Consider the following 26,177-nt stretch of genomic DNA (forward strand, 5'->3'; position numbering starts at 1 on the left):
GCGGCCGGCAGATCTCTCCCCACTGAGGGGAAACAGTGATGACCAAGTCCATGCTTCTGGCCACCGCGGCCACCGTTCTGCTCGCCGGCGCCGCTCACGCCCAGCAAGCCGACACCGCGTCGACCCCGGCCCCGGCGCAAGTCCAGGCGCCGGCCGCCCAGGCCCTGCCGGGCGAGACCGGGGTGCTGGTGTTCCAGCCCGACTTCTTCGCCGCCCAGCGCCCGAACACGGCCCAGGACATGGTCGACCGGGTGCCGGGCTTCGCCATCGACGACGGCTCGGGGGCCCGGGGCTTCGAGGGCGCGGTCGGCAACATCCTGATCAACGGCAGCCGCCCGGCCTCGAAGAACGATACCGGCAGCAACGTGCTGGGTCGCACCCCGGCCGACCGCGTCGATCACATCGAGCTGATCCGCGGCGGCGCGCCCGGCGTCGACATGCAGGGCTACGCCGTGGTCGTGAACGTGGTCCTGAAGAAGGGCGTCAGCCACCAGTCGATCCTGACCTGGAACAACCAGATCTTCGACGGCGGCCGCGACGTCTGGGGCGGCAGCTACCAGTTCACCGCCACCAACGGCGACAAGAGCTGGGGCGTGACGCTCAGCGACGGCACCTCGTCCAGCGACAGCAACGGCGCGGGCCGCAACGTCCGCCACGACGGGACGGGCAAGCTGATCCGCGACGAGAGCTATCTGAACGACGGCTGGGGCGGCGGACACTCGGTGCGCGGCAACTATTCGGGCCCGGTGGCCGGCGGCAAGCTGGAGGCCACGGCCCGCTTCGGCAATCACGACTGGCAGGAATGGCAGGAGCTGGCCTCGCCGGTCGCCTTCCGCCGCAGCGCCTATGACGAGGAGAGCCATTCGGGCGAGGTGGGCCTGACCTACACCCGCCCGCTGGCCCCGAAGTGGAACCTGGAGACCCGGGCCATCCACAGCTTCGAGAACTTCGACAACGTCTCGACCAGCGACGACACCCTGAACGGCGTCAAGAGCGCCCAGCAGCGGTTCGCGGCCGACGGCGACGACTCCGAATCGATCCTGCGCGGCCTGGTCCGCTACGAGCGGTCCAAGGCCCTGACCTTCGAGGCCGGCGGCGAGGTCGCCTACAACATGCTGGACGTCAAGCAGGCCTATTCGGTCGGCGGCGTGGCGGTGCCTCTGCCGAGCGCCTCGGTCAAGGTCGAGGAGCTGCGCGGCGAGGCCTTCACCAAGGCGACCTGGCGGGTCAATCCGAAGCTGACCCTGGAAGGCGGGCTGCGGGCCGAGAAGTCGACGATCAAGCAGTCGGGCGACGCCAGCAACGAGAAGAGCTTCTTCTATCTGAAGCCCCGGTTCCTGGCGACCTGGACGCCCAAGCCCAACAACCAGTTCCGCTTCCGCTTCGAGCGCGAGCTGGGCCAGCTGGACTTCGAGGACTTCGCCGCCTCGTCGGACCTGGACGACAACACCGTCTATGGCGGCAATGTCGACCTGAAGCCCGAGCAGCGCTGGATCTCGGAGCTGAGCTACGAGCGCCGCTTCTGGGGCGAGGGCATCGTCTCGATCGGCTATCGCCACGACGAGATCATCGGGGTGATCGACCGCCTGCCCCTGCCGGGCGGCCTGTCGGCGGTCGGCAATATCGGCGACGCGACGCTGGACCGACTGTCGGTCAACATCGTGATCCCGACCGACAAGCTGGGGATCAAGGGCGGCCGGTTCACGTTCAAGAACGACTGGAACGAGACCCACGTGAAGGACCCGACGACCGGCAAGGACCGGCCGATCACCGGCATCCGTCCGACCCAGGCCAATATCGGCTTCCAGCAGGACCTGGTGAAGTACAAGACCCAGTGGGGGATCAACTGGCTGCCGCTGCTGGGCCAGGGCACCTACGACGTCGACCAGACCAATGTCTGGCGTGGCGCCGGCTACTACGAAGCCTTCGCCGAGTACAAGCCGACCCCGACCCTGGCGATCCGCGCCCAGCTGAACCTCTGGGACGACTTCACCATCCGCCGCACGGTCTTCGCCGACCGCGCGACCAACCGCGCGGTGGCCTTCGTCGAGGACCGCGACATCAATCCGCGGACGTTCGTGACCCTGCGGGTGCGGAAGACGTTCTAGGCGCCAAAGAGAAATAAACTAGAACGCGTATTTTTCCCGTTGCAATCTTGCCGGAGCCTCCCAAAGTCGATGGGCAATGGGAGGCTCAACCATGCGTAAGTTCCTTCGCGCGGCCGTGGTGGCCGTGGCTCTGATGGTGGCGACCGCGGCGCATACGCCGACGGCCGAGGCCGGCGTTGACGACTGCACCTATGCCGCTTGGCAGTGGTGCGAAGGCATAGAGGGCGCGGACGGCCAGTACCTGCACCCGGGCGCGCCCGGCTGGCTGGCGTGCGTCTCCGAGGCTAAGCAATACCTGGCGCAATGCATCCCGCGTCCCAGCGGCGGCGAAACCGGCCTCTGGTGCTGGACGTCGTGGCAGGGCTGGTTCCCCTGCTGATCTAGTCGGGCGAGCGCCTCGCGCGCTCGCCCCTCTCCAAGACTACTTCTTCAGCCGCTGGATCAACGCCGTGGTCGACGGGTCATGCTGGCCGCTCGCGCCGCTTTCGAGTTCGGGCAGGATGCGGCCGGCCATCACCTTGCCCAGCTCGACGCCCCACTGATCGAAGCTGTTGATCCCCCAGATCACGCCCTCGACGAAGGTCTTGTGCTCATAGAGCGCGATCAGGGCGCCGAAGGTCTGGGGCGTCAGGCGCTCCAGCACCACCAGGGTCGACGGGCGGTTGCCGGCGAACGTGCGCTGCGGGGCCAGGGTGGCGATCTCGGTTTCGGACACGCCCTTGGCCCGCAGCTCGGCGACCACGTCGGCGGTCGAGCGGCCGACCATGAACGCCTCGGCCTGGGCCAGCAGGTTCGACAGCAGCTTCTCATGCATGCCGGCCGGGCCCTCGTCGGACTTGGCGACACCGATCAGCTCCATCGGCGTGATGTCGGTCCCCTGGTGCATGCACTGGAAATAGGCGTGCTGGACGTTGGTGCCCTCGTCGCCGAACACGACCGTGGCCGTGCCGCGCTTGACCGGCTGGCCGTTTGGACCGACCGACTTGCCGTTCGATTCCATCTCCAGCTGCTGCAGGAACGAGGCCAGGCGCCGCAGGCGGTGCGAATAGGGAACGACCGAGCGGGCCCGGCGGTCCAGGCCGTTGCGATTGAAGATCTGGGCCAGGGCGACCAGCACCGGGGCGTTCTTCTCCAGCGGCGCGGTGCGGAAGTGCTCGTCCATGGCGGCGCCGCCATCCAGGAAGCCTTGGAAGGCGTCCCAGCCGGCCGCGACAGCCACCGACAGGCTGACCGACGACCACAGCGAATAGCGGCCGCCGACCCAGTCCCAGAAGCCGAACACCCGCTCGTCCGGCACGCCGAAGGCGGCGGTCTTGTCGAGAGCGGTCGAGATGGCGGCCAGATGCTGGTTCGCCCCGGCCTCGCCCAGGGCGGCGACCAGCCAGGCCCGGGCCGCGCCGGCATTGGCCAGGGTCTCCTGGGTCGTGAAGGTCTTGGAGACCACGATGACCAGGGTCTCTTCCGGGTCCATGTCCGCCGTGGTCAGGGCGAACTCGGCGCCGTCGACATTGGCCACGAAGCGCAGGTCAATCTGCGGCTTGATCGGCCGGAGGGCGTCCCACAGCAGGCGGGGGCCAAGGTCACTGCCGCCGATGCCAATGTGCAGGATGGCCTTGAACGGCTTGCCGGTCGCGCCCTTGATCGCGCCCGAGCGGACGGCCTCGGCGAAGGCCTTCATCCGCTGGCGGACGCTCTCGACCTCGGCCATGACCGGCTGGCCACCGGCCTTGAAATCGGCGCCGGCCGCCGCGCGCAGGGCCGTGTGCAGCACCGCCCGGCCTTCGGACGAGTTGATCGCCTCGCCGCCGAACATCCGGGCCCGGGCGCCCTCGACATCGGCCGCGTGGGCCAGGTCCAGGGCGGCCTCGAGACCGGCCTCGTCCCAGGCCTGCTTGGAGAGATCGAGGTGCAGACCGGCGACGTCCAGGGTCAGGCTATCGAGACGTCCAGGCTCGCTCTCGAAGAACTCGACGATGCGCTTTTCGCCGGCGGCCTTGGCGGCGGCTTCCAGGCGGGTCCAGGCGGCGTCGAGATCGGCCATGGGCAGTCCTTCTTTCGAACGTGGTAAATCGCTGTTTACGGAACGGGGCTTATCAAAGAGCCGCCGCCGCGTCATGGCAGACCAATGACGTTTTTTGCGGGAGTAACAGATGTCCTGTGACGCCGTCGCCTTTTCCGCCATGCTCTGGATGGCTTCGTTCAGTCCAGGTCAGGCCGCCGGCCCGGCCCCGGCCGTGCTGCAGCAGCCGGCTGTCCCGCCATCCGTCGCGGGCGAGCCGCTCTTCCAGGATATCGTCAAGCGCGCCAAGCAGCTGAAGGCCGAGACCGAGGCCTATCGCAAGACCCTGGCCGGCGCGGATCCGGCCGGCGCGGCCAAGGCGCTGAAAGGCTTCGACGTCTTTTCCGGCAAGATCACCGACCTCTCGGCGCTCGACATGAAGGGCCACGTGACCCTGAAGGAGCGGGGCGCGGTCGACGACCTCAAGTGCATCCTGCGCGGCATCAGCCAGGATCTGCCCGAGAAGCTGACCGCGGTCGGCGCGGCCAAGACCCTGAAGGATCAGGACCTGGCCCTGCGCGACATGGTCTATCTGCTGAACGACAATGTCGAGGTCATCACCGCCCCGCCGCAGCCGGCGGCCTAAGCCGTCGCCGACCGGTTCGGCGCCGAAACTTCGCCATTCTTGCTTGCTCCAAGTCGGCTCGACGCTCAGAAGTCCGCGTCGGTTCTCCTCCGCACCTGCTCGATGTCCCGCACCAAGACCCTCGCCGCCCTGACGGCCGCCGGCCTGCTTCTCGCCGCCTGCGCCACCGAAACGAACACCACGGTGTTCGTGCCCGTCGTCGCGCCCGTGCCGCCCAGCTCGCTGACGCCGCAGCCGATCATGCTGTTCAACCAGACCAAGGACGGCCGCAAGCTGTTCACCCTGGACGCCGAGTTCCCCTATTGCGACGTCGAGACCGGCAAGGTGATCGTGGTGCCGCGCTGGTACGTCACCGACTTCGCCAGCGTGCCCTGGTACGGCCAGGGCTTCGTCGACCCGCAGGGCCCTACCGCGCGGGCGGCCATCGTCCACGATTGGCTCTACACCATCGGCGAGCCGGGCAAGCGCGAGGAGGCCGACGCCATCTTCCTGCGGGCGATGATCAAGTACGGCGTGCCCTCGTTCCAGGCCAACATCGCCTACCGGGCCGTGCGGCTGGGCGGCGAGAAGGGCTACGGCCTGCCGACCGACTGGCGGTTCATCGACCCCAAGCGTCAGGAGTTCACCCAGCCCCCGCCATTCGCCAAGCCGCGCACCGGCATGGTCCGCTACCTGCCCAAGTGCCAAGGCTTCGGCGCCCTGATCCAGAGCGGCTGGCGCGCCTATCCGATCAAGACCGCCCCGATTGTCGCCCCGCCGCCGGTGGTCGTCACCAAGACCCCGCTGGACCAGGTGAAGGCCAAGCTTCCGTTCGGGCTGGACAAGAAGAAGTAGGGCCTTAAGCCCCCGCCTTCTCGATCGCCTCGATCACCAAACCCTCGGTCAACAGCTGGGGCAGAATGACCGGCGCACCACCGTTTTTCGGATAGACCACGTACAGCGGCACCCCGACTCGGCCGAACTCGGCCAGGGCCTTGGCGATGACCGGGTCACGATTGGTCCAATCGGCCTTCATGTAGACGGCGTTTCGGGCCTTGAAGGCCTCGGCGACCTTGGCCCCCGACAGGGCGACCTTCTCGTTGACCTGGCAGGTCACGCACCAGGCGGCGGTGAAGTCGACCAAGATCGGACGGCCCTCGGCCTGCAGCGCCTTGACCCTCTCCGGCGACCAGGCCTCGGCGGTCAGACCCGGACCCGACGGCGTCTCGGCCGAGGCCGTCACGGCGTCGGTCGGAGGGTGAGCGGCCAGCGCGCCGAAGATCGCGACGGTGACGGCCAGGCCCAGGGCCGCCAGGGCGATCAGCAGCGAGACCAGGGCCGGCTCGCCCACGGCGCGGCGCGCTTGCGCGAGACCGTAGAGCCAGGCCCCGAAGGCGGCCAGGACGCCGGCGGCCAGCAGGTGGGCCAGGGAGAGCGGACCGGACTGCTGGGCGAACACCCACACCAGCCACAGGGCCGCGCCGTACATCGGGAAGGCCAGGCCCTTCTTCAGCACGTCCATCCAGGCGCCGGGACGCGGCAACAGCTTCAGCAGCCCCGGGATGAAGGCCACGGCGACGAACGGCGCGGCGAAGCCGAGCGCCAGGGCCAGGAACACCGCCAGCGACACGAGCGTCGGCTGGGTCAGGGCGTAGCCCAGGGCGCCGGCCATGAACGGCGCGGTGCAGGGCGCGGCCACGACCACGGCCAGGGCTCCGGTGAAGAAGGCGCCGGTCGCGCCGCCCTTGGCCGAGGCGCCGCTGCCGACGTTCTGAACCGAGGTCCCGATCTCGAAGACGCCCGACATGTTCAGGGCCACCAGCAACATCAGCAGGGCCAAGCCCGCGACGACCAGCGGCGACTGCAGCTGGAAGCCCCAGCCCACCGCCGCACCGCCGGCCCGCACGGCCAGCAGCAGGCCGGCCAGGGCCAGGAAGGTCGCCACGACGCCCAGCAGGAAGACGAGGCCTTGCAGGCGGGTCTTGCCGGCGTCGTGGGCGTGGCCAGCCAGGCTGGCGGCCTTCATCGACAACACCGGGAACACGCACGGCATCAGGTTCAGGATCAGCCCGCCAACGAAGGCGAACAGCAGGGCCCCAACGAGGCCGCCGGTCATGCCCGCGGGCGGCGCGGCTTCGGCCGGCGGCGCGCCCAGGCCCGCGGCGGTCGCGGGCGGCTCGCCGGCCGTGGCGGTGACTTCCCAGGCCCCGCCCTTGGTCGACAGTACGCCCGCCAACTCGGCCGGAGCGGTGCCGCCGCCGACGAAGTCGTAGCCGGGCTTCAGGGTCAGGGTCACGCCCTCCGGCCCGCGCTCGATCGCCTGGTCGGCGGCGTGCTCGATCACCTTCGGCGAATAGGGGAAGAAATAGGCCCCGGCCAGGTCGGCGCCCTTCAGCGGGCCGCCGGTGACCGCCAATTTCAAGGCTTGGCCGTCGAACTTGAACACCGCTTTCAGACCGGCCGGCTTGGGGGCGTCGGCCAGCACCCTGCCCACCACCGCGCCCCATTTGGGATCCGCCGCCGGCGCGCCGCCCACGACGGGCAGCAGCAAGGTCAGCTTGACGTCTTCCGGCACGCAGACCTGTTCGCAGACCAGGTAGGAAACGGCGGCGTTCAGGCTGATCGTCGTCCCCACCTGGGCGTCGGCGGGCGCGGTGATCGGCACGGGGATCAGGACCTCGCCCTCATAAGCATAGTCGAGCAGCGGACCCAGCTTGGCCTTCTTGGGCGTCGGCCAGACCATGTCGCCGGCGCTCCAGCCGGCCGGTAGGGTCCAGGCGATCCGCGTCGCCTCGCCCGCGTCGCCCGGATTGCGCCAATAGGTGTGCCAGCCGGGAATGATCTTCTGGCGGAGGGCCACGTAGACCGTGCCGCCCGGCGCGATCCCGGCTTCCTGGGCGACCAGTTCGGACTCGATATGCCCGGAATTGACCACGGGCCCGGCGATGGCCGCGCCAGCCAGGACGCTCGCCGCCAACAGGGCCTGCAGGGCGAGGACGGCTTTCTTCAGGAACATGCGCGGGTCCGGACGGGAAAAACGACTGCGGACGAACACATGGCCTGCCCGCCTCCTCTCGACAATGGTCAAGACGCAACGGACAGTCGCGCTGGCCGGCCAATTCGAAATGATTCTGTCCGAATTGGCTTACCAGGCTCGCTTCATCGGTTCGGAGAGACCTCCATGCCCGCCGCGTTCGACGACATCGAGATCGGCAAGGTCGTGAATCTGGGCTCTCGAGCCGTGGACGAGAAGGCCCTCGAGGCGTTCATAGCCGCCTTCGCGCCTGGCTGGCCGATCGAGAACGGCGCGCCGGACGGAATGGTCTTCGCGATCTGGAGCCGGCTGGACATCGAGGCCAGCGCCGCCTGGCCGCAGACCAAGCGCCTGGGCGTCGACGCCCTGCGCTGGATGCGCAACCCGCCGGTCGGCGAGCTGCTGCGCGGCCGCATGACGGTGATGGGCAAGGACCCGGTCGGCGAGGGCAAGGGCATCGTCATCGCCCAGCACGACCTGCTCGACGAGGCCGGCCGCCTGGTCTTCTCGTGCCTGACCCGCAGCATCTTCGCGCGGTAGCGATCACCAAAGAAAAAGGCGGCGGAGCCGAAACCCCGCCGCCCTCTCGATTTTCTCAGCGTCGGCCGAACCTTAGTTCAGGTTGGCGGCTTCCTGCTGCTTCATCATGGTCTTATTGATCAGGCGATCCCAGCCGAGCAGCGACACCAGGTGGGCGTAGATCTGGGCCAGGGCGCCGTTTTCCTGAAGTTCCTTCAGCTTGGCGGCCGGCAGGCCGTTCAGCTTCTCTTCCGAGACGCCGAAATATTCGGCGACGGTGACCGGCTCGCCGGCCGGAGCGCCGGTTTCGTCCTGCGGCTGGAAGATGGCCTTCTTCAGCTCGAACAGGTCGTTGTCCTTCAGGATCTGGACGAACGAGTCCGTGCGGCGGCGCTCGACCTCGAAGTCGTCGCAGAACTTGATGCAGTTCTGAGTGTATTCGGTCGGCTCGCCCTTGGCGTCGAACAGCGGGGTCTCGCCCTTCTCGGTCAGCAGGTCCGAACCGCGGTCGATGCAGACGATCAGACGGTCTTGCGTGTCGTCATTGGCCAGCACGAACGGATAGCGGCGAATATAGGCCGGAATATAGACGTTCGGCTCGATCGAGCCGTCGGCGCCGATGAACAGGTTTTCCTGCTGGTTCAGGCCCATCACGGCCAGCGGCACGCGCTCGTCGCCAGCGAAGATCACCGGGAAGGTCAGGGCGGCCGGCGCGAATTCCGAGACCGTCAGCGGCACCGCGGTGCCGGCGGCGGCGAAGCCGTACGGCTTGTCCTTGTGGACCAGGGCCAGCTTGGCGTGCTGCTCGCGGTTCAGCGGCTCCGGCGAATTGTAGAACAGGACGTTGCCGGAGATTTCGCCGGCGGACTGGGACGTGGTCATGAAGAGCTCTGCGACAAAATTTAGAAACGGACGCTCGAACGCTTCAAGACGACCGCAAAGGCTCGGCGTTCTAGCCGATCCCGCGGGCAGCGGCAATCTAGGCCGCTGTCATGGCCTGACCCCGCCCCTCGAATTCATCCCCCACGGGAGTCGCTGGGCTTGAGATCCGCCGTAGCGGGCGAGCCGTCCGGGACCTGGAGGGAGGGTTCCAGGCCCCGGCGCGGTCGGGACCCGGGGGCTGCCAGGGTCCCGCGTATCGCCGAGCGCTAGAAGCGCCAGGCGAAACCGACGCGGACCGAGCGCCCCGGCGAAGGCGCGAAGTCCTTCAGGAACGAGGTGTGCTCGCGAATGGTCTCGTTGGTCAGGTTGCGGCCGTCGACGAACAGGCGAAGGGCCGAGTCCGCGATCGGCTTGAAGGTGACCATGGCGTTGACCTGGGTGTAGCCGTCGGTTGGCAGCTCGAAGGCCGCCACGCGGTTCTGGCTGGCGACGCGGCGCACCTCGGCGTGGGCCTCGAGGCGAGGCGCGCTCCAGACGACGCGGCCGGTCAAGGCCCACGGCGGGATGCGCGCCGGAACGCCCAGGTCGGTCTCGCCGCGCACCCAGTCATAGACGCCTTCCAGCTTCAACGAGCGTTCGCCGCCGCGCCAGGCGACGTACGAGGTCTCGACCTCGGCGCCGTGGAACTTGGCGCCCGTCTGGAAGTACTGGAACACTGGGAGGTCGTCCTCGACCGCGCCGGTCGGGGCCTCCTCGATGAAGCCGTTATAGTGGGCGCCCCAGAGGTGGCCCTCCGCCCGCAGGCGATCGCCGGTGTAACGATAGGTCGCCTCCAGCGAGGTCACCTTCTCGGACCCGAGCGTGGCCTCGCCGACCTCGAAGCCGCCGGTGCCCGGGTGCGGGCCGTTGGCGAACAGTTCGAACTCGGTCGGGGCGCGGCCGTTGCGCGACAGGGTCAGGGCCACGAACTGGTGCTCGGCCGGCTTGTAGAACAGGCCCAGCGAGGCCGAGACGTTATCGAACTTGCGCGTGGCCGTGGCCGTCTTCAGCTCGCGGCTGTCGAAGCGCAGGCCCGCGTCTAGACCCCAGTCGCCCTTGTCCAGGCGCTGCAGGGTGAAGACGCCGTATTCCTTGATGTCGGTCGAGGGCACGAAGGCCTCGTCGCCGATGGCCGAGAAGTGGCGCTCAAGGGCCTGGAAGCCCACCGCGCCCTGCCAGCCGTCATGTTCCTTCTGGACCAGCTCCAGACGGCCTTCCGTACCGTTCGACAGGAAGCGGGTGCCGACCTCGCCGGTGTCGACCGAGACCTCGGCGTGCTCGTACTTGGCGTGACCGGCCGACAGCCGGATCTTGTCGAACGGACCGAGGTCGACGGTCTGCTCGCCGCGCAGGTCGTAGCGGGTCTGCTGCAGGTGGATCGAGACCGGCCCCTCGGCGTCGGGGTCGATCGGGGCCAGGATCTGCGGATAGGGCACACCATAGGTCGTATCGACCTTCTTGATCGAGACCCCGAAGAAGCCGCTGTCGTGGACGTAGGAGACGCCGGCGCCATAGGCGTCCATCTCGACGTCGGTGTTCCTGACCGTCCTGTCCGGATCTGGCGTCAGGCCGTCGCGGTTGGCCAGGCGAGCCGAGACGGGCGCGGTCGGCACGTCGTAGTCGCCGCTCTTGCGGTGATCGGCGTCGATGGCGAACACCAGCGGGCCCCTGCCGAACTTGGCCGAGCCGTTGATCGACTTGCCGTCGTCGACCGACGAGACCGAGCCGGCCAGGCGGCCTTCGAAGCCGTTCGCGGCCGGGGTCGAGGGCACGCGGTCGTCGATCATGTTGACCACGCCGCCGATGCCCGAGCCGCCATAGGCCAGGGTCGAGGGCCCCCGCAGCACCTCGATCCGCGAGACCTCGCCGGGATCCGAGGCCACGGCGTGGTCGGGCGACAGGGCGGAGGCGTCGACCTGGCCGACGCCGTTCTGCAGCACCATCACGCGCGGACCCGACAGGCCGCGGATCACGGGGCGGCTGGCGCCGGGGCCATAGAAGGTCGAGCGCAGGCCCGGCTGGCCGTTCAGCGTGTCGCCCAGGCCGGCGGGTGGGGCCACGTCCAGCTGGTCGCGGGTGACGATGTTGACGCTGCTGGTCACCGTATCCAGCGACACGGCGTAGGGCGCGGCGGTGATGACGACCTTGGAGACCTCGGTGTCTTCCGGCGCGGGCGGCGCGGGCGCCACGGGCTCCGCGGCGTGGGCGGAAACGGCGGCGGCGAGCGCGATGAGGCTCGCGGCGGAGAAGGCGACGCGACGAAGCATGGACGGTCCTGAGACGACTGAAACTTGGCCGGGGGAGCGGCCGCGAGGAAGTGTTATGAAATAACATATCCGCTCGTCAATCCGCTTTCGCTTGACGCGGGATTTTCCCCGCTTTCTGTGGGCGAATGACCTCAGGGGTGCAGCCCATGATCCGTTTCGCGCTCGTCGTCGGCGCCGTTTCCGGCCTCGCGCTCGCCGGCTGCTCGGCGCTGCGGGCCGTGCCGAACCCGTTCGCCGACCATGCCGCTCAGGCGCCGGTCGCCACCACGCCGCCCTCGGCCGGCTGGGTGAAGCCGCCACCGGGCTACCTGACGGGAAATGGCGGCCTAGACGCCGCGACCATCGTCGGCCCGCCGCCGACGCCGGCCTCGCCGCGCGGCAAGGCCGAGCGCGCCCAGTTCGACGAAACCCGCAAGCTGGCCAACACCGAGACTTGGCGCCAGGCGATCGCCGACGCGGACCTCTCCGGCAAGAACGGCATGAAGAGCTTCTCGTGCGCGGCCGGTGTCACCCTCAGCGCCGAAGCGACCCCGACCCTGGCCAACATGCTGCTGCGCATGACCGACGACGCGGCCAGGATCTACCAGCCGGCCAAGGCGGCCTATCGGCGCCCGCGTCCGCCGGTCGGCAACACCGCGCCGATCTGCGTGCCCCGCGAGCCGTGGGTCGACACCGACGGCTCCTACCCTTCGGGCCACGGCTTGATCGGCTGGGCCTGGGCCTCGGTGATCGCCGAGCTGGTCCCGGAGAAGGCCAGCCCGATCCTGGCGCGCGGCAAGGCGTTCGGCGACAGCCGCATCGTCTGCGGCGTCCACTTCCAGAGCGATGTCGAGGCCGGCCGCTACCTGGGCTCGGCCCTGGTCACGCGGCTGCACGACGATCCGACGTTCATGGCCGACCTGGCCAAGGCGCGGGCGGAGGTGGCGGCGTCGAAGGCCACGGGCGCGCCGGCGGGGTGTGGGAGCTAGGGCCTTCAAGCCCTGTCATCCCGGAAGCCTCGCAGAGGCTATCCGGGACCGCCGGAAGCGCCGAGCTTGTCGTGGTCCCGGCTCTTCGCTTCGCTACGGCCGGGATGACAGCAGGGTTTGGACAGCCACGAACACCACAAGCGGCCGCAGCGGATCATCTTCGGCGCCAGGCGGTCGGTTCGGATCACGCGGGCCGGCCGTTGGCCAGCGCCGTGTAGAACTCCGGCCGGCGATCGCGGAAAAAGCCCCAGGCGGCGCGGTGCGTCGTCAGGAAGTCGAGGTCGAAGGTCGCGTTGACGATCCCCTCGTCGGCGCGGCCCAGCTCGCTGACCAGGTCGCCGCGATGGTCGGCGATGAACGACGAGCCGTAGAAGGTCTGGCCACCGTTCGGATAGCCGTCCCACGGCTCGAAGCCGATGCGGTTGGCGCCGACCACCGGGATGACATTGCTGACCGCGTGGCCCTGCATGGCCCGCCGCCACGGCAGGGCGGTGTCCAGGCTGGGGTCATGCGGCTCGCTGCCGATCGCGGTGGGATAGAACAGGGCCTCGGCGCCCATCAGCGCCATGGCGCGGGCGGCCTCGGGGTACCACTGGTCCCAGCAGATGCCGACGCCCAGGCGGCCGAAGCGCGTGTCCCAGACCTTGAAACCGGTGTCGCCGGGCCGGAAATAGTACTTCTCCATGTAGCCCGGGCCGTCGGGGATGTGGCTTTTGCGATAGAGGCCCAGCAGCGAGCCATCGGCGTCGGCCATGACCAGGCTGTTGAAATAGTGCGGCCCCTCGCGCTCGAAGATCGAGATCGGGATCACCACGCCTAGCTCGCCGGCCAGCGGGGCGATGGCCTTGACCACCGGATGCTCGCGCCAGGGATGGGCCTCGGCGAACCAGCGCTCCTCCTGGGCGACGCAGAAATACGGCCCCTGGAACAGCTCAGACGGCAGGATGACCTGCGCGCCCTTGGCGGCCGCTTCACGGATGAAGTTTTCCGTCTTTTTGATATTGGCCTGCAGATCCATGCCGTACGAGGTCTGGATCGCGGCGACGCTGAGCGTGCGGGCCATTAGGCGGGCTCCTGCGAGGAACGTTGAAACAAATGGACGGGGTTAGGTCGTGACACAGCGGCCTCCTCGCAAGAGCGTGCGGCGTTTAGCGCATGCCGGGCGTCCTTGAAAGCTTTGCCGATGGTTGCCACCCCCCCCAGACGCCAGCGATAACGTTCGCTCAGGCGGACGGGGTGGCGATGAAAACGGTCTTTGTTTTAGGTGCTGGCGCGAGCCTCGACTTTGATCGGTCGAACCAGATGCCGGTCGGTGCAGACCTCGCGAGAATGATCCGGGCCGCCTTGTCCAATGAGATCGCAGCAGGATCGGGCGACACGTCTGAAGATTCAGTGCAGCGGGTCTTGGGCATTAGTGGAGGCTTCTTCGGCGTCCACAAGGAGGCCATGCACACGATCCGAGATCATATCCACACCAAGGATTCGATCGATGACCTAGTGAACGAATGGGCCCAGGATCGTCCGGAGGTGGCCAAGGTGGCGAAGATATGCATCGCCCGCCAAATCCTCCATGCCGAGCGCAAATCGCTCATGAGTCCTGGCGCTATCGAGTCCAACGGACCCGGCGAAGTTCTCAATCAGCTTTCAAATAGCTGGATGGGTCAGGTTCATCGCCGTCATCGGATAGGCGAGAACGTCCGCCGACGCGACTTGGACGACGTGTTCGCGGGACTATCGTTCGTCACCTTCAACTACGATCGGACGATCGAGCAATACCTGGCTCTCGCCTACATCGCGCTGGGCGGCTTCACCGCCGACCAGGCCTACGCGCACATCAAACGCATCCCGATCCACCACGTCTACGGTTCGCTCGGAGAGCTCGGCTTAACCAATGCCATGCCCTACGGAGGATATTCCGATGGTCTGATCAACGCATGGCAAGGGATCAAGACATATAACGAAGAGGTCGGCACCGAGCACGCCTCAACGATCGCCGAGGTCGTGCGCCAAGCCGACAAACTGGTTTTTCTCGGTCTCGGCTATCACCCACAGAACATGCGGATTTTGTTCCCTGAGGGTAAGGACTACGCCGCTCAGACCTTCTGCTGCACGCTTGGCCTTTCCAATCGTCGGCATGGCGAGATCGGTCAGCTCTTCTCGGGCAAGACACTGTATTTCAGTGAGCCGTGCGACAGCATGATCAGGTCGGCCTCTGACGACCTGTTCTACTAGCTGCGGCAGAACTAGTTTCCGACGATTTGTTTAGTACGCCTATGCCGGCTCCTGCTGGCTGATGCAGTGGAACGAACCGCCGCCGGTCAGGATGGCGGTGGAGGGCAGGCCAATGACCTGGCGTTCGGGAAACAGGCCCTTGATCACCTCGACGGCGAAGGCGCCCGACTCCTCGGCGTAGATCGGCACGATGACCGCCTCGTTGGCGATCAGGAAGTTCATGTGCGAGGCCGGAATCGGCTCGCCGTCCTCGTCGAGGATCTTGCCTGGCGAGGGGATGCGGGCGACCTGGATCGGCGAGCCGCGAGCGTCGGTCATGCCGGCCAGCAGCTTGGCGGTCTCGGCATAGACCTCCGCGTTCGGATCGTTGGCGCCGTAGGCCATCGGACAGGCCACGACACCGGGCGCGACGAAGCGGGCCAGGTTGTCGACGTGGCCATCGGTGTGGTCGTTCAGCAGACCATCGCCCAGCCACAGCACCTTCTTGGCGCCCAGCGCGTCGGCCAGGGCCGAGGTCGCCGAGGCCTCGTCCCACCCGGGGTTGCGGTTTTCGTTCAGCAGGCACTGACGGGTGGTCAGGATGGTCCCGTTGCCGTCGTGGTCCAGGGCGCCGCCCTCGAGGATGAAGCCGTTGCGGACCAACGGCGCGCCCGAGGCGGCGGCGATCTGCTCGGCGACGATGTCGTCGCCTTCCAGGCTGTACTTGCCGCCCCAGCCGTTGAACTGGAAGCCGGCGGCGCTGGCCGAGCCGTTGTCGTCGACGAAGATCGGACCGGTGTCGCGCAGCCAGATGTCGCCGAACTGGCCGCGGACGATCTCGACCGTCGTGTCGGAGAGCAAGGCCTTGGCCGCCGCCTCGGCCTCGTCGCCGACCACCATCAGGCGCACGCGCTCGCCCCCCGGACCGGCCAGGGCGCGGGCCAGATCGGCGACCTCCTGCTGGGCCTGTTCCAGGTCCTCCTGCCACAGCTCGGCGTGGCTGGGGAAACCCACCCACATGGCGCGGTGCGGAGCCCACTCGGCGGGAACGGTGACGGTCATTCGAAAGCCCAATGGAAACGGCGGAAAACGAAAGGGGGCGCAGATGGCCCTTCAACGGGCCGGGGTCAAGCGGCCTCTAGTTAGCAAACGCCGATGACAAAGAAAAAGGGCGGCCCGTGACCGGACCGCCCCCATTCGTAGAAACCTGTGCGCCGAGCTTAGAAGGCGGCGTGCAGGGTGATGCTGGCCGTACGCGGGTAGCCAGGCTGGCCGAGGCCGGTGCCCGACGGGTTCACCGCCAGGTCGCCCAGGTACTTCTCGTTCGCCAGGTTCTTCACGTTGACCTGGAGGTACGAGCCCTTCATGCCGAAGCCGTCGAGCTTGTAGCGGGCGTCCGCGTCCAGCAGCGCGTACTTCGGCGCCTTTTCGGTGTTGGTCAGGTTGGTCCAGCGCTCGCCGACCCACTTGGCCTGGACGCCGACGCTGAAGGCTTCGGTGATGTCGTATTCGACGCGCACCGCGCCTTGGTACTTCGGCGCTTCATACAGTTCCTTGCCCTTGGTCAGCAGCAGGGAGCCGAGCGTGGTGCCGGCGATGTTCTGCTGCAGCTCGGAGTCCTGGTACGAGAACGAGGCGTAGAAGAAGAGATAGTCTTCCGGACGGAAGCCGAACTGGGCGTCGAAGCCCTTCTTCTTCACGTCGCCGACGTTGACCGAGAAGGCGATGTTGTCCTGCTCGTTGAACGCGCGCTCGATACGGTTGGCGAAGTCGGTGTACCAGACGGCGGCCGAGAACAGGACGGTCGGCGACTGGTAACGATAGCCCAGGTCGTACGAGTTGGTGATTTCCGGGTTCGGGTTCGTCAGCTTCCGGTCGTAAAGGTCGTCCGTACGCGGCGCCGACAGGGTCTTGGCGTAGCTGAAGTAGACCGACTGGTGATCGGCCAGGGCGTAGCTGATCGCGGCGCTCGGCAGCAGCTTGTCGTACTTGCGGGTGAACTCGCGCGGACGACCGTACTGGGTCGTGCCTTGACCCGGCAGGGTGACCAGGGTCTGGCCGGCGCCGTCGTCCGTGCCCGCCACGGCGGTCGGAGTCTGGTTGGTGCAGTAGGCGGTGAACGTGTCGGCCTGATAGCAGAAGTTGTGCAGCTCACGCTTGAAGAACGGCGCGCGGACGCCGGCGTTGACCAGCACCTTGTCGTCCATGAACTTGCCGCGGTACTCGACCGAGAACTGGTTCAGGGTAGCGACCGAAACGCGGTCGCGCTTGCGCAGGATGCTGCCGTCCGAGAGCTTGATCGACTTGCCGTAGCCGTCCTTGCCGCCGAACACGCTGTCCGGCGTCGTGTCCTGGCTGAACGTGGTGTATTCGCCGGTCTGACGGTGATGGGCTTCGTCGAAGGTGTAGGCGGCGCGGAAGCTCTGGCTGTCCGAGAACTTCCAGATCAGCGACGAGGTCACGCCGTAGCGACGGGTATTCGTCGTGTTCGGCGAGTACAGCAGGACGGTGTCGAGGGTGTCGCCGTCGCCGTTCAGGTCCTGGCCGCCCGTCAGGGCGCTGCCGCGGATGATGCCGCTGCCGGTGCCGTTGCCGCTTTCGTTGAACAGACCGCGGCCGCCGCCGTTGGCCAGCACGTACTGGAACGAAGGATCGACGGTCAGGATGAAGCTGTCACCGATGTGGAACAGCGACTGAGCGCGGATGTTGCCGTTGTTCGACGGGTTGATGTTGTACTTGTAGCAGGTGCCCGCGTTGGTATCGATCTGGGCCGTGCCATTGACCGGGGTCGGACGGTTGCAGGTCGCACGGCTGTAGCCGACGCCCGTACCGGCCTGGAACTGGGCCAGGCTCATCCGGTTGATGAAGTTGTTGCGGTTCTGGTTGTAGGTGGCGATCAGGCTGATGAAGTCGCCATTGTCGCCGATCGGTTGATAGATGCGGCCGTTGTATTGCTTCTTGTGGATCTTGCCCGGACCGTTGAACACGTCGTTGATCGCGTCGGCGTAGCTGACCCAGGCGGTGGTGCCCCACGGACCGATCTTGCCGGTGTCCAGCACGCCGAAGATGCGGCGGAAATTGCCGTCGCCGGCTTGCGCTTCGATGACGCCGCCGAAGTCTTCGGCCGGCTTGCGGGTCACGTAGTTGACGGTGCCGCCGGCGGCCGCGGCCGTCGGGCTGTCGACATCGGTCGTGCCCGTGTTGACGTCGACCTTGGAGATCAGTTCCGAGTCCAGCTGCTGGTTCGGATAGATGGCGTAGTTGCCGCTGTCGTTCAGCGGAACGCCGTCCTGCAGCAGGGCGACGCGCTGCGAGTCGAAGCCGCGGATGGTGATGTCGCCGCCGGCCGAGCCGTAAGCGTCATTGTTGGTGAAGTTGACGCCCGGCAGCAGGTTCAGCGAATCCAGGATCGTCTGGCCCGGCACCTGGCGGGAGATGAACTCCTGGGTGATGGTCGAGCGCGACTTCGGAATGGTTTGCGAAACGATCGCGCCGTTCTGGTTCTTCAGCGTCGAGGCGGTGACCACCACCTGTTCGACAGCGTCCGTACCCGTCGATTGCGCCATCGCGGCGCCGCCGGCGACCAGGCAACCGACCAGCGCGGTCGTCGCCAGGGCGAAATTTCTCATGTTCATCTTCAAGGATCCCCTCGTTTTCGACACGCCCGCCATTGACCAGCATGGTTCGTACCGTTGGGGGCCGTTTAGCGAAAGTTTTAGAAGGTTTGGTGACGGAATCGCCACGCCCGCTCTCAAACTGTCATAAAGCCCCAGATACGCGATAGAATTGGTCAGTTTTTTCTTACTTGGTTAATCAGACGTCATGCAAGCGGTTCACGAATCTCGCGAATTTTCGATCGAAGATCGCGCCTGGCGTGCGACCCTGCTGATGGTCGCCGGGCTGACGCTCCTGCGTCTGATCGCCTTGTTCACAACGCCGCTGGAGCTGTACCCGGACGAGGCGCAGTATTGGCTGTGGTCGCGCGAGCTGGCCTTCGGCTACTTTTCCAAGCCGCCGATGATCGCCTGGCTGATCTGGCTGACGACCCACATCGGCGGCGACGCCGAGCCGTGGGTGCGGCTGTCGGCGCCGTTGCTGCACGGGGTCACCGCCTTGGTGGTCCACCGCATCGCGCGGCGCCTGTATGGCGGCTGGACTGGACTGGTCGCGGCGGCGATCTACAGCCTGATGCCGGGCGTGGTGCTGTCCTCGGGCCTGGTGGCCACCGACGCGCCGCTGCTGTTCTTCCTGTCCCTGACAATCTGGGCCTATGTCGACCTGGCCGAGGCCGTCGCGCCGCGCCGCTATTTCGTCGCCGCCGGCATGGGCCTGGCCCTGGGCCTGGCGTTCCTGTCGAAATACGCCGCGATCTACGCCTTGGGCAGCATCGTCATCCACTTCGTGATCTCGAAGCCGGCCCGTGAACGCTGGTGCCTGGCCGCGGCGGTCCTGTTCCTGACGGCCTTCGTCCTGACCCTGGCCCCGAACTTCGCCTGGAACGCCAGCCACCAGTTCGCGACGGTCAAGCACACCGCCTCCAACGCCAACTGGGGCGCGCGCACGCTGTTCAATTTCCGTGAACTGATCGAGTTCGTCGGCTCGCAGTTCGGCGTGTTCGGACCCGTGCCATTCGCCGTGCTGCTGGGCGGCGCGATCTGGCTGGGCGTCAAGAAGCGCCTGGCCTCGCCCGACTTGCTGCTGCTGTGCTTCTGCGCGCCGCCGCTGCTGATCGTGGCCGGCGAGGCCTTCGTCTCACGCGCCAACGCCAACTGGGCCGGGGCCGCCTTCGTGTCGGGCTCGGTGCTGGCCGCCGGCTGGCTGCTGCGCTGGAACGCCCGCCGCTGGCTGATCGGCGGCCTGGCCTTCCAGGCGTTGTTCGCCGTGTTCTTCATGGTCTGCATGATCAATCCCAAGGCCGCCGACGCCACGGGCCTGTCGAACGGCTTCAAGCGCGTGCGCGGCTGGGACCAGACCGTGCGCGCCATCGTCGAGCGCACCCGCGAGGAACAGGCGCTGCGCGGCGGGGTCAGCGCCGTCGCGATGGACGACCGTTTCGTCTACAACGCCGCCGCCTATTATGGCCGCGACTATTTCGGTCAGCCGGGCGCCCCGCCCCTGCGAATGTGGGTGCACGAGGCCCATCCGCAGAACCAGGCCGAGACCGAGGCCCCGCTGGACGCCGACCACGGCCGCCGCGCCCTGATCGTCAGCCTGGAGGGCGGCTATCGCCCCGAGATCGAGCAGGACTTCAAGGCCACCTCCGCCTTGCAGATCGCCCGCGTGCGCCTCGACAAGAAGCGCTCGCGGCGGATCGACCTGTTCATCGCGGAAGGCTTCGCCCCGCTGCCCCGCGACCCGATCACCGGCCTGCCGCCGGAACCGAGGCGGAAACCGCAATAGGCTTTCGAGCGACTGGCGCTTTTCGAGGGATCATCCTTACTGCCTGAAACCCTCGGCGTGTCATCCCGCCCGCAGCGGAGCGGAGAGCCGGGACCCAGGGGTGACCGCGATGCGCCGGCTCCTGGGTCCCGGATAAGCGCTGCGCGCTTTCCGGGATGACACCCGTTGGATTGAGCGCCTTAGACCGCCACCTCGAACGCCGCCTCGGTCTTGGACCTCACCTCGTCGACCGTGACGCCCGGAGCCAGCTCGATCAACTTCACGGCCGTCTTGCCGCGGTTGATCTCGAACACGCCCAGCTCGGTGATCAGCAGGTCGACGACCCCCGCACCGGTCAGCGGCAACGAGCATCGCTTGAGCAGTTTCGGCGCGCCGGATTTCTCGCAATGGTCCATGACCACCACCACGCGCTTGACGCCGGCGACCAGGTCCATGGCCCCGCCCATGCCCTTGACCATCTTGCCGGGCACCATCCAGTTGGCCAGGTCGCCGGTCTCGGAGACCTGCATGCCGCCCAGGATCGACAGGGCGATGTGGCCGCCGCGGATCATCGCGAAGCTGTCGGCCGACGAGAAGTACGAGCTGCTGTCCAGCTCGGTGATCGTCTGCTTGCCGGCGTTGATCAGGTCGGCGTCCTCTTCGCCCTCGTAGGGGAAGGGGCCCATGCCCAGCATGCCGTTCTCGCTCTGCAGCGTCACGGACATGCCCTCGGGGATGTAGTTGGCGACCAGGGTCGGGATGCCGATACCCAGGTTCACATAGAAGCCGTCCTGCAGCTCCTGGGCGGCGCGGGCGGCCATCTCGTCGCGGGTCCAGGCCATTACGCGGTTTCCTTCTGACGAGTCGTGACGCGCTCGATGCGCTTCTCGAACTTCGCGCCCTTGATCAGGCGGTCGACATAGATGCCAGGCGTGTGGATGGCGTCCTTGTCCAGCGCGCCGATCACCACCAGTTCCTCGACCTCGACGACGGTCTTCCTGCCGGCCGTGGCCATCATCGGATTGAAGTTCCGGGCCGTCTTTCGATAGATCAGGTTGCCCTCGGCGTCGGCCTTCCAGGCCTTGACGATGGCGAGGTCGGCGGTCAGGCCGCGCTCCATCACGTACATCTCGCCGTCGAACTCGCGAACTTCCTTGCCCTCGGCCACCAGGGTGCCGTAGCCGGTGCGCGTGAAGAAGGCCGGGATGCCCGCCCCACCCGCACGAATGCGCTCGGCCAGGGTGCCCTGCGGATTGAACTCCAATTCCAGCTCGCCGCTGAGGTAGAGCTGTTCGAACAGCTTGTTCTCGCCCACATAGGACGAGACCATCTTCTTGATCTGGCGGTTCTCTAGCAGGATCCCCAGGCCGAAGCCGTCGACGCCGCAATTGTTGGAGATGACCGTGAGGTCCTTCGTCCCCGCCTCGCGGATCGCCGCGATCAGGTTCTCAGGGATTCCGCAAAGGCCGAACCCGCCGGCCATGATGGTCATGCCGTCGAACAGCAGCCCGGCCAGGGCTTCGACGGCGTCTGTCTTCACCTTGTCGACCATGGTGTCTCCCTTGTCCGGGACCTATACGTCCGGTGTTTGGCGAACCGTGTCGCCCGAGCCACGAAGAAATTCAACCCTTGATGAATTATTTTTCCGAAGGGTCGCTTGATGACCGACGCTAGCACCGGCCCCGTGACGCCCGCCACCTCCCAACCCGCTTCTGGAGTGCTGCTGGTGCTGGCCCACCCGGCGCTTGAACGTTCGCGCGCCAATCGCGCCCTGGCCAAGGCGGCCAAGGGCCTTTCCGGCGTCACCTTCAAGGATCTGTACGAGGTCTATCCGGACTTCGTGGTCGATATCGAGGCCGAGCAGGCCGCCCTGGTGGCGCACGACGTCGTCGCCCTGCAGTTCCCACTGTTCTGGTATTCGACCCCGGCCCTGATGAAGGAGTGGCTGGATCTCGTCTGGCTGCACGGCTTCGCCTATGGCGAGGGCGGCGAGGCCCTGAAGGGCAAGAAGCTGTTCGTGGCCTGCACCACCGGCGGCACGGCCAAGGCCTACCACATGCACGGCTACAACCGCTTCTCGATGGACGAGTTCCTGCGGCCGCTGGAGCAGACCGCCAACCTGTGCGGCATGGACTGGGAGACGCCGTTCGTGGTGCACGGCGCCTCGGTCAAGGACGACGCGGCGCTGAAGGCCGAGGCCGAGCGCTACAAGGCGCGGGTGGCCTCGCTGCTACCCCTGCGAACGGAGGCGTAAGGGCGCATGGAGAACTTCCTCACCCAGACCCTAGTCTATCTGGGCGCGGCCGTCGTCTCGGTGCCGATCGCCAAACGCCTCGGGCTCGGCTCGGTGCTGGGCTATCTGATCGCCGGCGTGGTCATCGGCCCGTTCGCCCTGGCCCTGGTCGGCGAGCAGGCCGACGTCATGAAGTTCGCCGAGTTCGGCGTCGTCATCCTGCTGTTCCTGATCGGGCTCGAGGTGCAGCCCTCGATGCTGTGGGACATGCGTAAGACGATCTTCGGCCTAGGCGGGGCTCAGGTGGTCGGCACGGCCCTGGCCATCGCGGCCGCCTCGCTCGCCCTGGGCCTGCCCTGGCAGAAGGCGCTGGCCGTGGGCCTGGTCCTGGCCATGTCCTCGACCGCCATCGTGCTGCAGACCCTGGACGAAAAGGGCCTCCGGCAGGGCCCGGTTGGGCGGGCGGCGTTCGGGGTGCTGCTGCTGCAGGATCTGGCGGTCATCCCGATGTTCGCCCTGCTGCCGCTGCTGGCCACCGGCGCGACGGTCCATGCCGAGGGCGGCGGCCATGGCGCCCCCAGCCTCGTCGCCAACCTGCCCGTCTGGGCCCAGATGCTGTCGGTGTTCGCCGCCGTGGCGGCCGTGGTCGGCGGCGGTCGCTATCTGGTCCGACCGCTGTTCCGATTCATCGCCAAGGCCCGCCTGCGCGAGATCTTCGTCGCCGCGGCCCTGCTGATCGTGGTGGCGGTGGCCAGCCTGATGCGGGTCGTCGGTCTCTCGCCCGCCCTCGGCGCCTTCCTGGCCGGGGTGGTGCTGGCCGAGAGCGAGTTCCGCCGCGAGCTGGAGACCGATATCGAGCCGTTCCGGGGCCTGTTGCTGGGCCTGTTCTTCATCACGGTCGGGGCGGGCGTCGACCTGCCGCTGGTGGCGCGTCAGCCGCTCACCCTGCTGGGCCTGGTCGTCGGCCTGATGGTCTTGAAGTTCATCGTCATGTACGGCATCGCCCGCCTGTTCGGCGCGCCCAAGCGCGGCGCCATGGCGGTGGCCACGGCCCTGGCCCAGGGCGGCGAGTTCGCCTTCGTGCTGTTGAGCTTCACCGTCGGGGCGGGCGTGATCGGCGCCCAACTGGCCGCCTTGCTCACCGCCGCCGTCGCGGTCTCCATGGCCCTGACCCCGGTGGCCATGATCCTCTACGAGCGGGTCGCGGCCCTGATGGACGCGGCCATTCCCGACGTCGTCCCCGACACCGGCGACTTCGACGAGGGCGAGCCGGACATCATCATCGCCGGCTTCGGCCGCTTCGGTCAGATCACCGGCCGCCTGCTCAGCGCCAACGGTTTCAAGTCGACGGTTCTGGACAGCGACATCGAGCAGATCGAGCTGCTGCGCCGCTTCGGCCGCCGGGTTCACTACGGCGACGCCACGCGCCTTGACCTGCTGCGCGCCGCCGGCGCCGAGCGGGCCCGGATGCTGATCGTCGCCCTGGACGATCGCGAAAAGACCGTCGAGCTGGTCGAGACGGCGCGCAAGGCCTTCCCGAACCTGGTGATCCTGGCCCGCGCCTGGGACCGCCGCCACGCCTACGACCTGCTGGCCAACGGGGCCGACGCGGTCGAGCGCGAGACCTTCGAGTCCGCCCTAGCCCTGGGCGCCACGGCCCTGCAGAAGCTGGGCTTCCGCGCCCACCGCGCCCACCGGGCGGCGGCCTTCTTCCGTCGTCACGACCGCCGGGTATTCGAGGAGCTGCGCCCGATGTGGGGCCAGGAGGAGGCCTATATCCTGGCCTCGCGCGACGCGGCCCAGACCATGGACCGCCTGCTGGACGCCGACCTGCACCGCATGCGCCCCGGCGACGCCGGCGGGGCCTGGGATACGGCCAGCCTGGACGAGGAGCTGCGCGAACGCGCCGAGCGGGAGGGGGCGGACTAGGCCCGCTCTCCCCGCGCCTATCGCGCGGCGGCCTTCTCGGCGCCAGGCTGCTTCTGGGCCACGCGGCGGAAGAGGTCGGCCAGGGCCTCGAACAGGCCCTTTTCCGAGGCCTGATGATAGTGCGAGTCCGCGCCCAGCGCCTGGGCCAGGCGCGCGTGGGCCTTGCCGAGATTGTGGTAGGGCAGGCGCGGCAGCAGGTGGTGCAGGGCGTGGTAGCGCAGGCCGACCGGGGCCCAGAGCTCGGACGCCAGGTTCGGCGGCGGCACGTTGACCGAGTCCAGGAACTGCTCGTCCAGCGTCATCTTACTCCCGTCATTGTCCCAATGGTGGGCGACCAGGGTGCGGGCCTGGTTGACGAAGGTGGCGACGGAAAAGATCGCCAGGCCCGTCAGCACGAAGCGCACCGGCAGCCAGCCCATGACCGTGGCGGCGATCACCGCCCACGACCACAGCCAGCAGGCCACGTCCTGAGCCACCCATTCGGGCCGCCAGCGGTTCAGATCCTCGCGCACGAAGTCGGGATTGATCATCAGCGCCGACAGCTTGGTCCGCACGTAGACGCGCAGTGACGGAACCACGAACGACAACGGGATCAGGATCGCCGAGCGCAGGATCACGCCCAGCGGGGCCAGCAGGGCGACGAACAGGAAGCCGGCCAGCTTCAGCGGCGTGAAGCGCGACAGCGGCAGATATTCCGGATCCAGGGCGGTGCCGAAGCGGTCCTTGATGTGGTGGATATTGTGCACGCCCTCGTACATCAGCGACGGGGTCATCAGCGGCATGCCGATCAGCGCGTTCCAGCCCAGACGGAAGCCCGGCGTCTCGTCGGCCCGCAGGTGGGTCAGCTCGTGGATGAAGCTCAAGGCCCGATAAAGGGCCAATACGCTGACCAGGCCCGCGACCAGGCCGATGGCCAGGTTCGCGGTCGTCGCGGCGATCCAGAAGCCACCCCACATCAGGGCGGTCGAGATCACCAGGTCGATCCAGTAGACGGCCGCATTGGGCGTCATCAGGTCTTCGGTCAGGCCATAGGCCTGCTTCGTCAGACTGACGCCCTCGCTCGCCAACTTGTTCACTTCGACCTCGCGCCGCGCCATTCGAGGATGACGAATTGGCGACGGCGCGCGGGAAAAGCAACTGTTTGCGTGACGGGCGCGACGATTGCGCGCCCTTAAGAGTCCTTACGTCAGGGGTCGCAGGATGATCTCGACCCGACGATTCTGGGCCCGTCCGGCCGGCGTGGCGTTGTCGGCGATCGGCTGGCGCTCGCCCATGCCGGCCACGAAGACGCGGTCCTGCAGCACCCGGCCCGGACCGGTCAGATAGCCGGCCACGGCGCTGGCGCGGCGCTCGGACAGGGTCTGGTTGTAGTCGTCAGGACCGCTGCTGTCGGCGTGGCCCACGACGTCGATCGTGGTCTGCGGATAGGCGTTCAGGGTGCGGGCCACGTCGTCGAGCACGCGGGTGAACTGCGGCTGCACGTCCGACTTGTCGACGGCGAAGGTCACGTCGCTGGGCATGACCAGCACGATCTGGTCGCCATTGCGGCGGATCATGACGCCCGAGCCTTCCAGGCTGCGGCGGAAGTCGGCCTGCTGGCGGTCCATGTAGTTGCCGACGGCGCCGCCCGCGAGTGCGCCGATGCCGGCCCCGATCAGGGCGTTCTTGCGGCCCTGCTCGCCCTTGTTGGTGTTGGTCAGATAGCCCAGCACCGCCCCGACCCCGGCGCCCGCCAGCGCGCCCGTGCCGGTGTTGTTGCGCACCGGCATGCCGGTATAGGGATCGGTGGTCGTGCAGGCGACCAAGGCGCTGGCGCCCAGGCAGACGGCGGCCAAAGCAAACTTGCGCGTCATCGCAACCCTCGTGTCTTTGTTGTAGATCAACGTCACCCGGGCAAACGCCCGTCTTATGGTCAAGTTCCACGCTTGCGCCCGGACCATGACGAACGGCCTTCGTTTCGTCCCGGAGCCAGTGTAGTAAGAAG

At 67.5% G+C, this 26,177-nt stretch carries 22 protein-coding genes; 11 read left to right on the forward strand and 11 right to left on the reverse strand.

The annotated features are described in order from the left end of the window. Positions 1–35: 35 nt before the first annotated feature. Positions 36–2,108, forward strand: coding sequence for a TonB-dependent receptor plug domain-containing protein (locus ABIC66_RS02585; RefSeq protein WP_354067821.1), 2,073 nt, complete (start codon positions 36–38; stop codon positions 2,106–2,108). A 91-nt stretch (positions 2,109–2,199) separates the two neighbouring features. Next, positions 2,200–2,487, forward strand: coding sequence for a hypothetical protein (locus ABIC66_RS02590; RefSeq protein ID WP_354067822.1), 288 nt, complete (start codon positions 2,200–2,202; stop codon positions 2,485–2,487). 42 nt (positions 2,488–2,529) lie between these two features. Here ABIC66_RS02590 and pgi read toward each other — a convergent pair whose 3' ends face one another. Beyond that, positions 2,530–4,149 (reverse strand): glucose-6-phosphate isomerase, encoded by a 1,620-nt coding sequence (gene pgi, locus ABIC66_RS02595; RefSeq protein WP_354067823.1) that lies wholly within the window; start codon positions 4,147–4,149, stop codon positions 2,530–2,532. Positions 4,150–4,258: 109 nt separating this feature from the next. Here pgi and ABIC66_RS02600 point away from each other — a divergent pair, with 109 nt between their 5' ends. Together ABIC66_RS02600 and ABIC66_RS02605 are read left to right on the forward strand one after the other, a co-directional pair. After that, on the forward strand, positions 4,259–4,753 hold the full coding sequence (locus tag ABIC66_RS02600; protein WP_354067824.1) for a hypothetical protein: 495 nt from the start codon (positions 4,259–4,261) through the stop codon (positions 4,751–4,753). 102 nt (positions 4,754–4,855) lie between these two features. Next, positions 4,856–5,587, forward strand: coding sequence for a DUF1353 domain-containing protein (locus ABIC66_RS02605; protein WP_354067825.1), 732 nt, complete (start codon positions 4,856–4,858; stop codon positions 5,585–5,587). 4 nt (positions 5,588–5,591) lie between these two features. Here ABIC66_RS02605 and ABIC66_RS02610 read toward each other — a convergent pair whose 3' ends face one another. Then, positions 5,592–7,748 carry a protein-disulfide reductase DsbD family protein gene (locus ABIC66_RS02610; RefSeq protein WP_354067826.1) on the reverse strand — a complete coding sequence of 719 codons (2,157 nt, stop codon included), beginning with the start codon at positions 7,746–7,748 and terminating at the stop codon, positions 5,592–5,594. A gap of 165 nt (positions 7,749–7,913) precedes the next feature. Here ABIC66_RS02610 and ABIC66_RS02615 point away from each other — a divergent pair, with 165 nt between their 5' ends. After that, positions 7,914–8,306 carry a hotdog family protein gene (locus ABIC66_RS02615; RefSeq protein ID WP_354067827.1) on the forward strand — a complete coding sequence of 131 codons (393 nt, stop codon included), beginning with the start codon at positions 7,914–7,916 and terminating at the stop codon, positions 8,304–8,306. Between the two features lie 72 nt (positions 8,307–8,378). Here ABIC66_RS02615 and ABIC66_RS02620 read toward each other — a convergent pair whose 3' ends face one another. Together ABIC66_RS02620 and ABIC66_RS02625 are read right to left on the reverse strand one after the other, a co-directional pair. Next, positions 8,379–9,167 carry a SapC family protein gene (locus ABIC66_RS02620; RefSeq protein WP_354067828.1) on the reverse strand — a complete coding sequence of 263 codons (789 nt, stop codon included), beginning with the start codon at positions 9,165–9,167 and terminating at the stop codon, positions 8,379–8,381. 266 nt (positions 9,168–9,433) lie between these two features. After that, a complete protein-coding gene (locus ABIC66_RS02625) occupies positions 9,434–11,473 on the reverse strand; it encodes a TonB-dependent receptor (protein WP_354067829.1) in 2,040 nt (679 codons plus the stop codon). 146 nt (positions 11,474–11,619) lie between these two features. Here ABIC66_RS02625 and ABIC66_RS02630 point away from each other — a divergent pair, with 146 nt between their 5' ends. Continuing rightward, the gene (locus ABIC66_RS02630; protein ID WP_354067830.1) at positions 11,620–12,441 is read left to right on the forward strand and encodes an acid phosphatase; all 822 of its coding nucleotides are present in this window, start codon (positions 11,620–11,622) and stop codon (positions 12,439–12,441) included. Between the two features lie 184 nt (positions 12,442–12,625). On the opposite strand, the gene aguB is transcribed toward ABIC66_RS02630, so the two are convergent. Further along, a complete protein-coding gene (gene aguB, locus ABIC66_RS02635; protein ID WP_354067831.1) occupies positions 12,626–13,504 on the reverse strand; it encodes an N-carbamoylputrescine amidase in 879 nt (292 codons plus the stop codon). A gap of 92 nt (positions 13,505–13,596) precedes the next feature. Between aguB and ABIC66_RS02640 the strand changes: the two genes are divergently transcribed. Next, positions 13,597–14,673, forward strand: coding sequence for a hypothetical protein (locus tag ABIC66_RS02640; RefSeq protein WP_354067832.1), 1,077 nt, complete (start codon positions 13,597–13,599; stop codon positions 14,671–14,673). A 39-nt stretch (positions 14,674–14,712) separates the two neighbouring features. On the opposite strand, the gene ABIC66_RS02645 is transcribed toward ABIC66_RS02640, so the two are convergent. Continuing rightward, entirely contained in the window at positions 14,713–15,714 is a 1,002-nt protein-coding gene (locus ABIC66_RS02645) for an agmatine deiminase family protein (RefSeq protein WP_354067833.1), read from the reverse strand. A 158-nt stretch (positions 15,715–15,872) separates the two neighbouring features. Next, positions 15,873–18,287 carry a TonB-dependent receptor gene (locus ABIC66_RS02650; RefSeq protein WP_354067834.1) on the reverse strand — a complete coding sequence of 805 codons (2,415 nt, stop codon included), beginning with the start codon at positions 18,285–18,287 and terminating at the stop codon, positions 15,873–15,875. A 187-nt stretch (positions 18,288–18,474) separates the two neighbouring features. On the opposite strand from ABIC66_RS02650, the gene ABIC66_RS02655 reads away from it, so the two are divergent. Then, complete coding sequence (locus ABIC66_RS02655) at positions 18,475–20,052, forward strand: glycosyltransferase family 39 protein (RefSeq protein WP_354067835.1); 1,578 nt, start codon at positions 18,475–18,477, stop codon at positions 20,050–20,052. Between the two features lie 179 nt (positions 20,053–20,231). Here the strand turns inward: ABIC66_RS02655 and ABIC66_RS02665 are convergent, their stop codons facing one another. Next, entirely contained in the window at positions 20,232–20,873 is a 642-nt protein-coding gene (locus tag ABIC66_RS02665) for a 3-oxoacid CoA-transferase subunit B (protein ID WP_354067836.1), read from the reverse strand. Then, positions 20,873–21,523 (reverse strand): CoA transferase subunit A, encoded by a 651-nt coding sequence (locus tag ABIC66_RS02670; protein ID WP_354067837.1) that lies wholly within the window; start codon positions 21,521–21,523, stop codon positions 20,873–20,875. The genes ABIC66_RS02665 and ABIC66_RS02670 overlap by 1 nt, the downstream gene beginning before the upstream one ends. On the opposite strand from ABIC66_RS02670, the gene ABIC66_RS02675 reads away from it, so the two are divergent. From ABIC66_RS02675 to ABIC66_RS02685, 3 genes are read left to right on the forward strand one after another with little or no spacing between them, the layout of a single operon-like run. Further along, the gene (locus tag ABIC66_RS02675; protein WP_354067838.1) at positions 21,429–21,692 is read left to right on the forward strand and encodes a hypothetical protein; all 264 of its coding nucleotides are present in this window, start codon (positions 21,429–21,431) and stop codon (positions 21,690–21,692) included. The genes ABIC66_RS02670 and ABIC66_RS02675 overlap by 95 nt on opposite strands. Then, positions 21,692–22,285, forward strand: a complete 594-nt coding sequence (gene kefF / locus ABIC66_RS02680) for a glutathione-regulated potassium-efflux system oxidoreductase KefF (RefSeq protein WP_354067839.1) — start codon at positions 21,692–21,694, stop codon at positions 22,283–22,285. The genes ABIC66_RS02675 and kefF overlap by 1 nt, the downstream gene beginning before the upstream one ends. A 6-nt stretch (positions 22,286–22,291) precedes the next feature. Beyond that, positions 22,292–24,193 carry a monovalent cation:proton antiporter-2 (CPA2) family protein gene (locus ABIC66_RS02685; protein WP_354067840.1) on the forward strand — a complete coding sequence of 634 codons (1,902 nt, stop codon included), beginning with the start codon at positions 22,292–22,294 and terminating at the stop codon, positions 24,191–24,193. A 17-nt stretch (positions 24,194–24,210) separates the two neighbouring features. On the opposite strand, the gene cerH is transcribed toward ABIC66_RS02685, so the two are convergent. Together cerH and ABIC66_RS02695 are read right to left on the reverse strand one after the other, a co-directional pair. Then, positions 24,211–25,269 (reverse strand): ceramide hydroxylase CerH, encoded by a 1,059-nt coding sequence (gene cerH, locus ABIC66_RS02690; RefSeq protein ID WP_354067841.1) that lies wholly within the window; start codon positions 25,267–25,269, stop codon positions 24,211–24,213. Positions 25,270–25,374: 105 nt separating this feature from the next. Next, positions 25,375–26,046: a YiaD family glycine zipper/OmpA-like lipoprotein gene (locus ABIC66_RS02695; protein WP_354067842.1), complete on the reverse strand. Its 672-nt coding sequence runs from the start codon at positions 26,044–26,046 to the stop codon at positions 25,375–25,377. Positions 26,047–26,177 lie beyond the last annotated feature (131 nt).

Origin of the sequence: Caulobacter sp. 1776 (assembly GCF_040545685.1) — a bacterium.
Lineage (GTDB): Bacteria > Pseudomonadota > Alphaproteobacteria > Caulobacterales > Caulobacteraceae > Caulobacter.

Coding starts and splice junctions, on each gene's coding strand:
- ABIC66_RS02590 (WP_354067822.1), top strand. CDS start 2,200: ATGCGTAAGTTCCTTCGCGCGGCCGTGGTGGCCGTGGCTCTGATGGTG.
- pgi (WP_354067823.1), bottom strand. CDS start 4,149: ATGGCCGATCTCGACGCCGCCTGGACCCGCCTGGAAGCCGCCGCCAAG.
- ABIC66_RS02600 (WP_354067824.1), top strand. CDS start 4,259: ATGTCCTGTGACGCCGTCGCCTTTTCCGCCATGCTCTGGATGGCTTCG.
- ABIC66_RS02605 (WP_354067825.1), top strand. CDS start 4,856: ATGTCCCGCACCAAGACCCTCGCCGCCCTGACGGCCGCCGGCCTGCTT.
- ABIC66_RS02610 (WP_354067826.1), bottom strand. CDS start 7,748: ATGTTCCTGAAGAAAGCCGTCCTCGCCCTGCAGGCCCTGTTGGCGGCG.
- ABIC66_RS02615 (WP_354067827.1), top strand. CDS start 7,914: ATGCCCGCCGCGTTCGACGACATCGAGATCGGCAAGGTCGTGAATCTG.
- ABIC66_RS02620 (WP_354067828.1), bottom strand. CDS start 9,167: ATGACCACGTCCCAGTCCGCCGGCGAAATCTCCGGCAACGTCCTGTTC.
- ABIC66_RS02625 (WP_354067829.1), bottom strand. CDS start 11,473: ATGCTTCGTCGCGTCGCCTTCTCCGCCGCGAGCCTCATCGCGCTCGCC.
- ABIC66_RS02630 (WP_354067830.1), top strand. CDS start 11,620: ATGATCCGTTTCGCGCTCGTCGTCGGCGCCGTTTCCGGCCTCGCGCTC.
- aguB (WP_354067831.1), bottom strand. CDS start 13,504: ATGGCCCGCACGCTCAGCGTCGCCGCGATCCAGACCTCGTACGGCATG.
- ABIC66_RS02640 (WP_354067832.1), top strand. CDS start 13,597: ATGCCGGGCGTCCTTGAAAGCTTTGCCGATGGTTGCCACCCCCCCCAG.
- ABIC66_RS02645 (WP_354067833.1), bottom strand. CDS start 15,714: ATGACCGTCACCGTTCCCGCCGAGTGGGCTCCGCACCGCGCCATGTGG.
- ABIC66_RS02650 (WP_354067834.1), bottom strand. CDS start 18,287: ATGAACATGAGAAATTTCGCCCTGGCGACGACCGCGCTGGTCGGTTGC.
- ABIC66_RS02655 (WP_354067835.1), top strand. CDS start 18,475: ATGCAAGCGGTTCACGAATCTCGCGAATTTTCGATCGAAGATCGCGCC.
- ABIC66_RS02665 (WP_354067836.1), bottom strand. CDS start 20,873: ATGGCCTGGACCCGCGACGAGATGGCCGCCCGCGCCGCCCAGGAGCTG.
- ABIC66_RS02675 (WP_354067838.1), top strand. CDS start 21,429: ATGACCGTGAGGTCCTTCGTCCCCGCCTCGCGGATCGCCGCGATCAGG.
- ABIC66_RS02670 (WP_354067837.1), bottom strand. CDS start 21,523: ATGACCATCATGGCCGGCGGGTTCGGCCTTTGCGGAATCCCTGAGAAC.
- kefF (WP_354067839.1), top strand. CDS start 21,692: ATGACCGACGCTAGCACCGGCCCCGTGACGCCCGCCACCTCCCAACCC.
- ABIC66_RS02685 (WP_354067840.1), top strand. CDS start 22,292: ATGGAGAACTTCCTCACCCAGACCCTAGTCTATCTGGGCGCGGCCGTC.
- ABIC66_RS02695 (WP_354067842.1), bottom strand. CDS start 26,046: ATGACGCGCAAGTTTGCTTTGGCCGCCGTCTGCCTGGGCGCCAGCGCC.